Raw genomic sequence first — 12988 nt, 5'->3', positions numbered from 1 at the left:
GTAGCCGGCTCCCCGGCGGCCTGCCGTGTCAGCCCGTCGTGCAGACGTAGTTGTTGACCCGGAACTCCGCAGGACCGGGCGTGGTGGCGTTCCCGTGCGCGTTGAACCCCACAGTCACGCTCCCGCCCCGCTGCACATCTTTGTTGTACTGCAGGCTGGTGCCGGTCACGTCCTGCCCGTCCACCTTGAAGTCGGCCTCCCAGCCGTTGATGAACGTCTGCCCGGCCGGCAGCGAGAACTTCAGCGTCCAGCCGTAGAGGGTGGACGGCCCGATGTTGGTGATGACGATGCCCGCGGTGAAGGACCTGGTGTCGCCGTTCGTCACATACCCGATATTGCAGACCTCATCCGCGGCGGCCGCGGCCGGTGCCACCGGCATGAGCAGGGACGCGGCGAAACCGGCGGCGACGGCGAAGGATCGATGAGACACGATGGGCCTTTCCTGTGCTTGTGGTATCAGATTGCATCAATCTAAGGTTCCTGGAGCAGGGTGGGTCGCCGTACTGGATGCCGACTGGACGGTGACTGGACGGCGCAGGCTGCACACTGTCTTGCCCGGGGGTGAGAGCGTGCGGATTCAGGTGCTGGGACCGGTCCGCGCGTGGCTCGACGGCGCACCGGTGGAGCTGACGTCGGCCGGCCGGCGCGCCGTGCTCGGCCTGCTGGCCATGGCGGGTGGGCAGCCGCTGGGGCGGCCCGAGCTGATCGACGCCCTCTGGGGTGACCATCCGCCGCCGACCGCGGCCAACATCATTCAGACCCACATCAAGCATCTGCGCCGGCTGCTGGAGCCGGGGCGGACGTCGCGCTCGCAGAGCACCCGCCTGCCACGGATCGGCGACGGCTACGCCTTGCGCGTGTCGGCCGACGATCTGGACCTCCTCCGCTTCCGGCGGCTGCTCGCCGAGGCGGCCGCGGCCCAGCAGCGCGGGGACGCGCGGGGCGCGGCCGGGCTGTTCACCGAGGCGCTCGGGCAGTGGCACGGTGCTCCGCTGATGGACGTGCCGCTGCTGGCCGGGCACCCGAAGGTCATCGCGCTGACCGAGGAGCGCCATGCCGCCCTGGGCCGCTACGGCGAGCTCATGATCGCGCTGGGCGAGGTTCCCGAGGGGCTGCTGGCCCTGGAGGAGGCCGCGGCGGCCCAGCCGCTCGACGAGGCCGGTCAGGCCCGGCTGATCCGCGCCTATGCCGTGGCCGGCCGCCGGGCCAAGGCGTTCGCGACGTTCCACGACACCCGCCGGCGGCTCGCCGACGAGCTGGGGGTCGACCCCGGCCCCGAGTTGTCCGCCGCCCACGCCGCCGTCCTGCGGGATCCCGGCGAGCCCGCCCCGGCCCCGGCGCCGTCCGGGCCGCCCGTCGCGGTGGCCCCGGCGCGGCCGACGCCCGCTCAGCTGCCCGCGGACGTGCCCGGTTTCACCGGGCGCGACGAGGAACTCGCCGCCCTGGACCTGCTGGTCGCGGACGCCGGCGAGCAACTCACCGCCGTGGCCATCTCGGTGGTGTCCGGGACGGCCGGCGTCGGCAAGACGGCGCTGGCGGTGCGCTGGGCGCACCGGGTCCGGGCCCGGTTCCCCGACGGCCAGCTGTACGTGAACCTGCGCGGCTACGACACCGAGCAGCCGGTGACGCCGGAGGACGCGCTCGCCGGGTTCCTGCGGGCGCTGGGGATGCCCGGCGGCGACATCCCGGGCGCGCGGGAGGAACGGGCCGCCGCGTACCGGAGCCTGCTGGACGGCCGCCGCATGCTGGTCGTGCTGGACAACGCCGCCTCGGTCGACCAGGTGCGGCCGCTGCTGCCGGGCACGGCGTCCTGCGCGGTGGTGGTCACCAGCCGGGACAGCCTGCCCGGCCTGGTCGCCCGGCACGGCGCGCGGCGGCTCGTCGTCCCGCTGCTGCCCCGGGACGAGGCGCTGACCCTGATCACCCGGCTGATCGGCGACCGCGTGCGCGTCGATCCCCTGGCCGCCGCCGACCTGATCGACCGGTGCGCCCGGCTGCCGCTGGCGCTGCGGGTCGCCGCCGAGCTGGCGATCGGGCGACCCGGCGTGCCGCTGCGCGAACTCGTGGCCGAGCTCGCCGACGAGGGCCGCCGGCTGGAGCTGCTGAACGCCGGCGGCGACCCGCAGACCGACGTCCGCGCCGTGTTCTGGTGGTCTTGCCGGCAGCTCACGCCGGCGGCGGCGCGCGCGTTCCGGCTGCTCGGCCTGTTCCCCGGCCCCGACGTGGAGGCGTTCGCGGCTGCCGCGCTGCTGGGCACCGACGTCACCGAGGCCCGCGAGTTGCTGGCGGTGCTGGCCCGGGCCCACCTGGTGCAGCGCACCGCCACGGACCGGTTCACCCTGCATGATCTGCTGCGGGCGTACGCGGTGGATCTGGGCTCGGAGACCGGTGACGGCGACGGCGACGCCGCCTTGGTCCGTCTCCTCGACGCGGCGTTGTTCACCGCGGCCGAGGCGATCGACACGCTCTACCCGGCGGAACAACACCGCAGGGCCCGGGTACGGCGGCCGGAGTCGCCCATCCCACCGGTCGGCGACGGCGCGGGCGCCCAGGCCTGGCTCGACCGCGAACGCGCCAACCTGGCGGCCCTCGTGGCCCACGCGGCCACCCACGGCCGGCCCACGCACGCCATCCGGCTCACCGTCGCCCTGCTGCGCTACCTGGAGAGCGGCGGCCACTACACCGAAGCCGTCGCCATGCACGAGCACGCGCTGCGGGCGGCCCGGCAGGCCGATGCCACTGCCACCGAGGCGCAGTTGCTGACCAACGTGGCGGTCATGGACGTGCAGCAGGGCCACTACGACCGGGCGGGCGAGCTGCTGCGGCGGGCGGTCGAGCTGGCGCGGCGGTGCGGCGACCACGCGGCGGAGGCACGAGCGCTGGGCAACCTCGGCCACGTGGACCAGTGGCAGGGCCGGTACGACGCGGCCGCGGAACGACTGCACGAGGCGCTGGCGCTGTGCCGGCGCACCGGCGACGGCGCGGGCGAGGCGCGGGCGCTCGGCAACCTCGGACAGGTCTACCGGCGCCAGGGCCGCGACGAGCAGGCGTCGGCCTACCTGAGCGAGGCCGTCCGGATCTGCCGGCGCATCGACGACCCGGTCGGCGAGGGCTACGCCCTGGTCAGCCTCGGCGACGTGGCGGTGCGGCAGCGCGACAGCCAGCGGGCGGTCCGGTGCCATCGCGAGGCGCTGGCGGTCTTCCGGCGTACCAATGAACGCGCCGGCACGGCGCTGGCGCTCGACGGCCTCGGCACGGTCACCCGCGACACCGTCTATCTGCGCGAGGCCCTCGAGATCTTCCAGCGGATCGGTGAGCGGGCGGGCCAGACCCGGGCGACCAACAGCCTCGGCGAGGTCCTCACCAGCACCGGACGCGCCGAGCCGGGCCGGCACGAGCACCTGGCGGCGCTCGCCCTGGCGATCGAGATCGGCGACCGGTACGAGTGGGCGCGGGCGCACGCCGGGCTGGCCCGGGCGGCCGAGATGCTCGGTGAGACGGAAGCGGCCGGGCGGCACCGGGAGCAGGCGCTGAGCCGCTACACCGAGATCGGGGCCCCGGAGGCCGACGAGCTCCGCCGGGTCATCGACCGCCGGCAGGCCTCCGGGACGACGAACCGCTGACCTCCAGTCCGCGTTCAGTGCGGGTCCAGTGCGCCCTCATAGCTTTCGATCGAGGCCGAAACCCGGCCAGTTCGAGGCAACGAGAAGGGGAATATCAATGGGGGCACGGATGAAGAAGGGGCTCGCCACGGCGGCCGCGCTCATCGCCGCGACGGCGACGGTCGTCATGGGTGGCGGGAACAGCAGTTCGGCCGCTGCCGTCCCGGCCCTGCAGGCATACGGCATCGCGATCGACGGCTCGCGGCTGCTCTCCTTCCAGACCAACAAGCCCGGCACGAACGACTGGGTCATGCGCATCACCGGGTGGGTCGGCGACACCTACGCGATCGGGCTGGACTTCCGGGTGCAGGACGGCAAGCTGTATGTCGTCGGCGAGAAGGGCGGCATCTACACCATCGGCATCCCGAGCGGGGTGGTGACGAAGGTGTCCCAGCTCAGCGTCCCGCTGTACGGCACGAAGTTCGGGGTGGACTTCAACCCCGCGGCCGACCGGCTGCGGGTGATCAGCGACAACGCCCAGAACCTGCGCCACAACCTCGCCGACGGCACGACGGTGGAGGACACCACCCTGACCACTCCCCCGCTGACCGGGCCGACCCGGCAGGTCACCGCCGCCGCCTATACGAACAACGACCTGAGCCCGGACACCAACACCACGCTCTTCGACATCGCCACGGCCACCGACCAGGTCGTCATTCAGTCGCCGGCCAACCAGGGCTTCCTGGTCGCGACCGGCAGCCTGGGCTTCGACGCCGGCCTCGACGCCGGCCTCGACATCTACAGCGACCTGAGCGGCGGCAAGACGGTCTCGGCGACCGCGTTCGCGTCCCTCACGCCGTACGGCGGAGAGCCGACGCTCTACACCATCGACCTGCTGACCGGTGCCTCGACCAACGCCGGCCTCTTCGCCCTGGACGTCACCGACATCGCCATCGCGCTCGACACCATGTGAGCCCCAGAACCGTGTGAGTCTCGACAGCAGGTGAGTCTCGGAACCATATGAGTTCGGCGCTCTCGGACAGTCGGTGGTGGGCCTTCGGCCCGCCACCGACGTCGTGCTGTCCGTGGTCAGTTCGGCATGGCCGTGACTGTGACCGGGGCCGCAGCCGGAGCCGGGGCCGGGGCGGGGGCCAGGGTCGGGCTCTGCGTGGTCTGTCGTTGCAGGAGCCAGGGAGTGAGGCGGTCCGGGGGTTGCGGGCGGCTGAGGTGGTAGCCCTGGACCAGGTCGCAGTCCCACTGCCGGAGGCGGCCGAGCACCGCCTCGTTCTCCACGCCTTCGGCGATCATGTGCATGTTGAGGTTGTGGGCGAGCTCGACCGTGCTCTTCACGATGGCCGCGCTGCGCGGGTCGGTGTCGCAGTGCGACACGAACGCACGGTCGAGTTTCAGGTCGTCCACGGGCAGGGCGTGCAGATAGGCCAGGCTGGAGTAGCCGGTGCCGTAGTCGTCGACGGCCAGCCGGATGCCCATCTCCCGCAGGTCGGTCAGGACGGCGGTCGCCCGGGCGGCGTCGCGCATGAGAATCTCCTCGGTGACCTCCAGGTGCAGCGCTGTCGGCGGTACGCCGTGCCGGGCCAGCGCGTCGGCGACGTAGCCCGGCAGGTCGGGGTCCTGCAGGTTGGAGGCGGACAGGTTCGCCGCGACGGTGAGCTCCAGGCCGTCGGCCCGCCAGGCGCGGCACTGCTCCAGGGCCATTTCGAGCACCTGGATGGTGAGCCGCCCCATCAACCCGGCATGCTCGGCGAGGGACAGGAACCCGTCGGGGTAGACCAGGCCCCGGGTGGGGTGGTTCCACCGCACGAGGGCCTCCACGCCCGTGCACCGGTCGGACGCGAGGTGGATCTGCGGCTGGTAGTGCAGCACCAGCTCGCCGCGATCGAGGCCGGTGCGCAGCTCCTCCAGCGTGGTCAGGCGGCGCCGGCCGGTGTCGTCGTCGGCGCCGCTGGTCGCCACCGCGACACCGATGTGGTCGCTCTTCGCGGCGTACATGGCCGTGTCGGCATGGCGCAGCAGCGTGCTGCGGTCGGTGCCGTGGTCGGGAAAGACCGCCACCCCGATGCTGGCGTCGATGTGCAGGGTGACCTGTTCCAGGGCGAAGGGGCGGCGCAGCGCGGCGAGCAGCCCGGCCGCGGTCTCCACCGCCCGGCCGGTATCGGCGGTCGGCATGAGCACGCCGAACTCGTCGCCGCCGAGCCGGGCCAGCACCCCGGTGCCGCCGAACGCCTCGACCAGCCGGGTCGCGACCATCTGCAGCAACCGGTCGCCGAGGTGGTGCCCGAAGCTGTCGTTGATCTCCTTGAAGCGATCCAGATCGACGATGGCCACGGCCATCGGCGCCTGCGGGTCGCGGCGGTTCAGGTCGCGCTCGAGGGCCTCCAGGAACAGCCGGCGGTTGGGCAGTTCGGTCAGATCATCGGTACGGGCCTGTCGGCGGGCGGCGACCAGGGCCTCCACGGCACGGACGGTCAGCAGCATCCGGACGATCGCCGCCGTGATCGCGCCGGCCGCGAGCAGGCTGCTGGTCCGGGGCAGCACGCCGGCGTGCCAGCTGCCGTACAGCAGCAGCGTCATCGACGCGCACGCCAGCAGCGCCGGCAGCGCCATGCCGACCAGGGCCCGGGCCGGCTGCCGGTCCGCGACCTGTTCCGGGCTCTGCCAGGCGGCCGCGACGATCACGGCCAGCGCGACCGACCACAACGCGTCCGTCCAGCCGGCCGGTATGTACATGCCGCTCGCGGTCTCGACCATGCGGAAGCCGTTGGCCGCGGTGTTGATGCCCATCCCGGCCAGCAACACCAGCCACACCCGTTCGGTACGCCAGCCGCTGAGCGCCCACGCCCCGAGCAGCACGCCGGCCAGCACGATGTCCGCGACCGGATAGGCCAGGCTCACCACCCGCGACCACCCGTCCCCGCCACCGGCGAAGCCGGCCAGGAACATCACCGACGCGAACGCGGACGCGCAGGTCGCGGCGATGAGCCCGTCCAGCCAGGCGGACGCGCCGATGCCGGCCTGCCGGGCCCGCAGCAGCCGCACCACCGCGGCGTAGGCGAAGGGGTAGTACGCCAGCCACATCACGTCGCTCGGCGAGGGATACGGCGGCGGATCGACCTTGACCACAACGGCCACCCAGTAGACCGTGCCGGCGGCATAGCAGCTCAGCCCGCCGCCCATCAGCAGCCAGGCGCCGCGGTCCTGGCGCCGCGCGACCGCCCGGGCCAGCACGAGCAGGGCGGCCAGCAGGTACACCGTGTCCTGCAGAACATCGTTGACCCAGGAGTGCTCGTTCATCCAGGACCGCGCCGCCGGGATGATCGCCACGAACTGGCCGATCAGCAGCACGATGCCCAGGCCGAACCCCGCCCGGAGCCAGAGCCGCCCGCAGGCCGGCCGCACCCTCACCGAAGTCACGCAAGTCCGATCGGTCGATTCGGCCGACGCGTGAGCGTCAAGACCGGCCGAGCTCAGAGCGGGGCAGCGGAGAACCTGGTCCGTGCCCTAACCTCTCGGCCGTGGGAATCTTGAGCAAGATCAGTGACTGGCGCATGAAGTTCTTCCTCTGGGTCGGGCTGCCGATCATCGCCGCCATGGGCGCCATGTTCGGCGCCTTCGACCTCGTGCCCGCCTGGCAGGCGCACGGCGGCGGCGGAACGATCGGCACATTCACCGCAGAACGGGAAGAATGCCGCAGGCGGTCCTGCGATTTCCACGGGTCGTGGGCGGCCACCGACGGCAGCGAGCGCCGCAACGACGTCATCCTGTACGACGAGCCGGACGCGCTCACCACCGGCCAGACCGTCGAGGCGGCGGACACGGGCGCCCGAAACGGCGTGTTCGCTACCGCGGGCGGATCGACGTATCTGCTGGTCAGTGCCTTCGTGGTGGGCGGGCTGGCGGCGTTCGCCGGCTGGCTGTTCGTGATCCGCAACGCGATCCGGGGACGCCGAAGCGCCGCGGCCGTCCCCGCCTGAGCCCGGAAGGGGGCAGCGCGGGCTCGGGGGCTCAAGGCTGCATCTCGTACGCTCCGCCTTCCCTGCGCGCTCGACGTCCTCATACCGTCGGAGCGTCGAGGCTCGGAATGTTCTTGGCCATGGAGCTGTCGAGGCGGTCCGGGATGATTCCCGTCAGGCGCCGGGCGGGCCTGCACTTGATCGTCGCGGTCGGCGTCACGATGACGTCGGCACCGGCCATCAAAGCGAGGAGCCTATCGTTCATATCCTGCACGGCGGGCTCGTCGCGCCATGGCCGTAGCTCGCGGGCGGCGCCTCCGCCGCGGGTCTGTTCCACGACATCGATCGCCTGGTGCAGGCGTCCGACGGCGGCATCGATGTCGCGTCGTTGGATGCTCGCGAGTGCCAGGTCGCCGAGCACGACGGCGGTCGCCTTCTTGCGTTTGTGGAGGGTCTTCCGAGTCTGTTCCAGGCGGACTTCGGCCTTGTCGGGCTCGTTGAGGTGCAGCAGGAGGCGCCGGCGAGCGCGACGACCTGGCCCCAGCCGGCGGGCGACAAAGCCATGACCTTCGAAGATGCTTCGCGCCCGCCACGGGCGGACGGTCGCGCGGACCCGCTCAGTGTGGGTCGCGCGCGCTGCCCGGCTGTTCTGCGGTCCGCGGTCGGTCGCCCGCGCTGCCCGGCTGTGCGGTCCGCAGTCGGTCGCGCGCGCCCGGCTGTGCTGCGGTCCGCGGTCGGTCGCCCGCGAGCAGTGCGAACAACGCCAACGCGACGGCCAGCCCGGCCGCTACCGAGATGACGAAGCCACGATCCATGCCCTGCGGGGCCAGCATCACCCCGGCGATCAGGACCACTACGGCGGCGGCAGCCATCGCGAGGCGGCTGGTCCGCTGTGCCGCAGCGATCCGCCTGGTCGCGGCGGCATCGTCCGGGACCGGGTCCATGCGGACGCCTGCACCATCCCGGATGTCGGCGCCGGGCTCCTCGGACTGCAAACGCCACACGTTCACGGCGATGACCGTGGCGCCCCATGCGCCTGCGATGCCGGCGACGATGAAGGGCACCGCCATTCCGTACAGGCCCGGCGCCACGAACCCGGCACCGGACCAGGCGAGCATCGCCCAAACCGCGACCGCGATGCCGTGCAGCGCCGCGCTGCGGCGCAGCCGCCGCCGTTCGGGATCCGTCATCGCGTCCTCCGCCCCAGCTCTGCTCGGGTCACTATCCCACGCGGCGGCACCCGCATGGCCCGGCTGCCGGGAGGCTCAGGCCGAATGGCACGTGCGCCTCGGGACCCGGGCCTGAGCCCCTGAGCAGACCACGGTGGCGGCGTTGGAGGGAGTGCTACGGCTGCATCTCGTACGCGCCGGCGAGCGCGACGACCTGGCCCCAGACCTCGGCGGTGCGGGCGGCGTCCGATACCGGGCGGCGGATGTGGGCCAGCGCCCAGGCTGCCTGGTCCTCGGTGGTGGCGGCCTTGCCGTGCAGCTCGGTCGCGTACGCGGAGAAGTCCTGGATCAGGATCGCGAAGATCTCGTCCAGCAGCCGCCGGTCGAGGCCGGTCAGCTCGGCCTGCTCCAGGATGAGGTGGCCGTAGACGACGAGCGCGAAGAGCTGGCCGAGCGCGAGCAGGAAGTCCAGGTCGCCCTGCTGGGCCTCGTCCGGGGCGTGCGCGCTCAGCAGCGCGCACAGCCCGTCGGCCTGCTCCCGGAACCGTGCGACGTTGGGCAGGTCGGCGTGGGCGTCGTAGGCGACGCGCCAGTCGTGGAAGCGGACCGCGCCGAGGCCGCGCGCCGGACCCTGCCGGAACAGGAACTCGTCGTCGCCGGCGTCGTGCCGGGTCGGCACGGGGGCGAAGTCGGCCGGGCGGAACAGGTAGTTCGGCATGAACTTCAGGATCAGCGCCAGGTTGACGTGCACGGTGCCCTCGAGCTTGGGCAGGCCGCGGATGTCCTTGGCCGCCTTGTCGAAGTAGGTGTCGGCCTCGAAGCCCTTCGCCGCGATCACGTCCCAGAGCAGGTCGATGACCCGCTCACCCTCGGTGGTGACCTTCATCTTGGTCATCGGGTTGAACAGCAGGTACCGGCGATCGTCGGGACCGGCGCTGCGGAAATAGTCGACGGCGCGGTCGCTGAACAGCTTCATCGCGACCAGCCGGGCGTACGCGTCGATCAACTCGCGCCGCACGTGCGGGAAGGCGGTGACCGGCTTGCCGTAGAGCACGCGTGAGTGGGCGTGGGTTACAGCCTCGTACATCGCGTGCTCGCAGATGCCGATGGCGGCGGTGCAGAGGTTGAACTTGCCGACGTTGACGGTGTTGAGCGCGGCGTCGAACGCGGCCCGGCCGGTGTGCAGGACGTCCTGCTCGCGTACCGGATAGTCCGCCAGCCGGAACTCGCTCACGTACATCTGCCCGTTCACGACGTTCTTGACCAGGTGGTAGGCGGGGTGCCGGCTGTCCGCGGCGAAGAAGACGTAGCCGTCGGGCCCGTCGACATCGCTGCGGCGGCCGAAGACCGACACCAGGCCGGCGACGTTGCCGTTGCCGATGTAGTACTTGGTGCCGTCCGCGCGGAAACCGCCGGCACCGTCCGGCGTGAGGATCATGTCGGTGGCGTAGATGTCGGCGCCGTGGCCCCGCTCGGACAGCCCGAACGCCATGACGTGGCCATCGGCGAGCAGCTGCGTGGTGTGTGCCCGGGCGGTCCGGTTGGCGCTCTGCCAGACCGGGCCCAGGCCGAGGACGGTGACCTGCCACGTGTACCAGTAGCCGAGGCCGTAGAAGCCGAGAATCTCGCTGAGGGCGGCGTTGCGTGCGGTGTCCCACCGCTTGCCGGGATCGCCACCGCCGTCGGCCGCGGGGGTGAGGAACGCCGCGAAGAGGCCCTCCTTCGCGGCGAAGTCCAGAAAGTCGCCGTACCAGGAGCGATTGTTGTAGCTGTCGACGAGCGCCTTCTTGCCACGGGTCTCGAAGAAGTCGATGGTGGCGCGCAGCAGCCTGCGCGTCTCGGCATCCCAGTGCGCCGGGTCGTCGGCGTGCGGGTTGAACAGCAGCGAGTTCGCCATGACGGCGTTCCCCTTCCTGGGACGGTTGGCGCGGGTGGGAGTCGGGTCAGCTTTCGAGGCCGCGGAGGGTGTCGAGGACGTCGTCGAGCCAGTCGAGAACCATCCGCTCGTAGGCGATGCCGCCGCGGAGCACCGCGTGTTGCAGGCGCTGCTGGGTGTCGAGGGCGCCGGTGCCGGCGCCCGGGAAGTCCCGGCGCTCACCGGCCAGATAGCGTCCGAGCGTGGCCTCGTGGGTGAGGCGATATCGCTCGACCTCGGTGACCAGGGCGGCCCGCCCGTCCGCGTCGTCGAACGCGGCCCCGCGGATCTTCACGGCCAGCTCGTGCCGGACCGCCTCCGGCTGCACCGGGGCCCGCAGCCACGTGGTCAGCACGGTCCGGCCCTCGATTGCGACGGAGTAGGACCGCTTGTCGGGGCGGCCGTCCTGGTCGACCGCCTCCGCGGTGACCCAGCCGTCGGCCTCCATCCGCTTGAGGACGCGGTAGATCTGCTGATGGGTCGCGGTCCAGAAACGGCCGATCGAACGCTCGAAGCGCCGGGCCAGCTCGTATCCGGACCCCGGCCGTTCCAGCAGGGAAACCAGGATCGCGTGCTCCAGGGCCATGAGAGCATCCTGCTATGCAACTCGTTGCATAGCAAGCACCCGTTGCCGATGCATTGATCATTTATATATGATCGAGCCGTGAAGCCGATGCGTGAACCGACGTTCCTCATCCTCACCGCGCTCGCCGGCATCCCTCGCCACGGCTACGGCATCGTCCAGGAGGTGAGTGCGCTCTCTGATGGACGGGTCAGCCTGCTCACCGGCACCCTCTACACCGCGCTCGACCGGCTGACCGCCGAAGGGCTCGTGGAGCACGACCACGACGAGGAGGTCGACGGCCGGGTGCGCCACTACTACCGACTCACCGCGCAGGGGCTGGCGGCCCTGACGGCCGAGACCGCCCGCCTGCGCCAGCTCACCGGCGCGGCCGAGGCCCGGCTGCGCGTCCTCCGCCCGGGCACCGCCTGATGACGGCGCCGCTCGCCCGGCGGTATCGCCGGCTGCTCTTCTGCTACCCGCGCACCCTCCGCCCGGGCGCCGCCCGATGACGGCGCCGCTCGCCCGGCGGTATCGCCGGCTGCTCTTCTGCTACCCGCGCGCCCATCGCCGCGACGAACTGCTCGCCACCCTGCTCGAGGCGGCCTCGCCCGGGCGCGACCGGCCGACGGCGCGTGAGGCCGCCAACCTGATCCGGCACGGGTTGCGGGCCCGCCTGGGCCGCCCCGCCAGCCGCACCGTCACCACCTGGGCGGTGCTGGCCACGATCATCAGCGGGATCTTCGCCGCCGCGTTCGCCGCCCGCGCCGGCTGGGAGACAGCCGAGCCGCTGCCCCGCACCGCGCAGACCCGGGCCATGCTCGCCGAACTCCTGCCCGGGCAGGAGTTCCGCTACATCGAGGACGCGCCGGCCATGTTCACGATCTACGGCGGGCCGTTGCGCTGGGCCGCCGTCAACGACCTGCTGTTCGGTGACGGCAACGAATACTCCCTGTCCAGCGTCGGCGGCATCGTCAACGGCATCCCGGTCCGGCCTCCGCAGGAGACGCTCGACCTGGTCCGGCAGCGGTTGCGGGAGACCGGCTGGACGGCCTACCGGCCGATGGTGAACGACACCTCCACCACGCTCGTCGCTCGGCGCGGGAACACGACGCTCACCGTCGAGGTGCATTTCGTACCGACTGTGTATTCCGGACCCTCCATGCTCGCGGAAGACAGCATCTTCCTCACGGCCGCCTTCCAACGGGCGACCCCGCCGGCTGTCTATCCCTCCGCCGTTTTCGGTGGCATCGCGGGCGCGGTCGTCGCCTTCCTGCTGTTCGGCTGGGCCAGCCGCCGCACCGTCGGGCGGCACCCGACGCGCTGGGCCGTCACCACCCTCTTCGGCGCGACCATGACGCTGTGGTGGGCGCCGACGCTGATCGCCGTGCCGATGATGGCGAAGCACCATCTCGACGAACCGCATCCGTCGTGGCATCCGATGTGGGAGTGGCTGTGGCAGCCGACGTGCTCGCTGCTCTTCGTCGCGGGTGGGGGCTGCGCCCTGCTCTGCCTCGCGCTGGCCACGCTCCCCCGCCCGCGCGCCGAGGCAGTACCCACGCCGGCCGCCTCATGACGGCTGGCTGACCGCTACGGCGGTTCATGGCCCAGGCCCTGGGCCAAGCGATGGGATCGAGGCCCGCCTCGATTGCCACACCTCGCCGGGCCTCGCCACACCTCGCCATACCTCGCCACACCTCGCCAGGCCTCCCCGGGCCCCGCCAGACCTCCCCGGGCCTCGCCACACCTCGCCAGGCCTCGCCACACCT

The 12988-nt window shown here is 72.1% G+C and carries 11 protein-coding genes; 5 read left to right on the top strand and 6 right to left on the bottom strand.

The features are described from left to right. Positions 1-28: 28 nt before the first annotated feature. The gene (locus DMB66_RS33985) at positions 29-430 is read right to left on the bottom strand and encodes a cellulose binding domain-containing protein (protein ID WP_125808221.1); all 402 of its coding nucleotides are present in this window, start codon (positions 428-430) and stop codon (positions 29-31) included. Positions 431-569: 139 nt separating this feature from the next. Between DMB66_RS33985 and DMB66_RS33980 the strand changes: the two genes are divergently transcribed. Together DMB66_RS33980 and DMB66_RS33975 are read left to right on the top strand one after the other, a co-directional pair. After that, positions 570-3623 carry a tetratricopeptide repeat protein gene (locus tag DMB66_RS33980; protein WP_125808220.1) on the top strand — a complete coding sequence of 1018 codons (3054 nt, stop codon included), beginning with the start codon at positions 570-572 and terminating at the stop codon, positions 3621-3623. Between the two features lie 109 nt (positions 3624-3732). Continuing rightward, a complete protein-coding gene (locus tag DMB66_RS33975; protein ID WP_233625041.1) occupies positions 3733-4575 on the top strand; it encodes a DUF4394 domain-containing protein in 843 nt (280 codons plus the stop codon). Positions 4576-4691: 116 nt separating this feature from the next. Here DMB66_RS33975 and DMB66_RS33970 read toward each other — a convergent pair whose 3' ends face one another. Continuing rightward, the gene (locus tag DMB66_RS33970; protein WP_125808218.1) at positions 4692-7025 is read right to left on the bottom strand and encodes a bifunctional diguanylate cyclase/phosphodiesterase; all 2334 of its coding nucleotides are present in this window, start codon (positions 7023-7025) and stop codon (positions 4692-4694) included. A 110-nt stretch (positions 7026-7135) separates the two neighbouring features. Here DMB66_RS33970 and DMB66_RS33965 point away from each other — a divergent pair, with 110 nt between their 5' ends. Continuing rightward, positions 7136-7594: a hypothetical protein gene (locus DMB66_RS33965; protein ID WP_125808217.1), complete on the top strand. Its 459-nt coding sequence runs from the start codon at positions 7136-7138 to the stop codon at positions 7592-7594. A gap of 79 nt (positions 7595-7673) precedes the next feature. On the opposite strand, the gene DMB66_RS33960 is transcribed toward DMB66_RS33965, so the two are convergent. The 4 genes from DMB66_RS33960 to DMB66_RS33945 all read right to left on the bottom strand — a co-directional run bounded on the left by DMB66_RS33960 (position 7674) and on the right by DMB66_RS33945 (position 11243). Beyond that, positions 7674-7994, bottom strand: coding sequence for a hypothetical protein (locus tag DMB66_RS33960; RefSeq protein WP_125808216.1), 321 nt, complete (start codon positions 7992-7994; stop codon positions 7674-7676). Positions 7995-8190: 196 nt separating this feature from the next. Beyond that, positions 8191-8763, bottom strand: coding sequence for a hypothetical protein (locus DMB66_RS33955; RefSeq protein ID WP_125808215.1), 573 nt, complete (start codon positions 8761-8763; stop codon positions 8191-8193). 154 nt (positions 8764-8917) lie between these two features. Next, positions 8918-10639 (bottom strand): acyl-CoA dehydrogenase family protein, encoded by a 1722-nt coding sequence (locus DMB66_RS33950; RefSeq protein ID WP_125808214.1) that lies wholly within the window; start codon positions 10637-10639, stop codon positions 8918-8920. A 46-nt stretch (positions 10640-10685) separates the two neighbouring features. After that, positions 10686-11243: a PadR family transcriptional regulator gene (locus tag DMB66_RS33945; protein ID WP_125808213.1), complete on the bottom strand. Its 558-nt coding sequence runs from the start codon at positions 11241-11243 to the stop codon at positions 10686-10688. An 87-nt stretch (positions 11244-11330) separates the two neighbouring features. On the opposite strand from DMB66_RS33945, the gene DMB66_RS33940 reads away from it, so the two are divergent. Then, positions 11331-11651, top strand: coding sequence for a PadR family transcriptional regulator (locus tag DMB66_RS33940; RefSeq protein ID WP_125808236.1), 321 nt, complete (start codon positions 11331-11333; stop codon positions 11649-11651). A 76-nt stretch (positions 11652-11727) separates the two neighbouring features. Further along, on the top strand, positions 11728-12795 hold the full coding sequence (locus DMB66_RS33935; protein WP_125808212.1) for a hypothetical protein: 1068 nt from the start codon (positions 11728-11730) through the stop codon (positions 12793-12795). Positions 12796-12988: the final 193 nt, after the last annotated feature.

The organism is Actinoplanes sp. ATCC 53533 (genome assembly GCF_003947245.1).
Note: the sequence above shows the minus strand (reverse complement) of the source record. Positions and strands in the feature narration are given on the sequence as shown.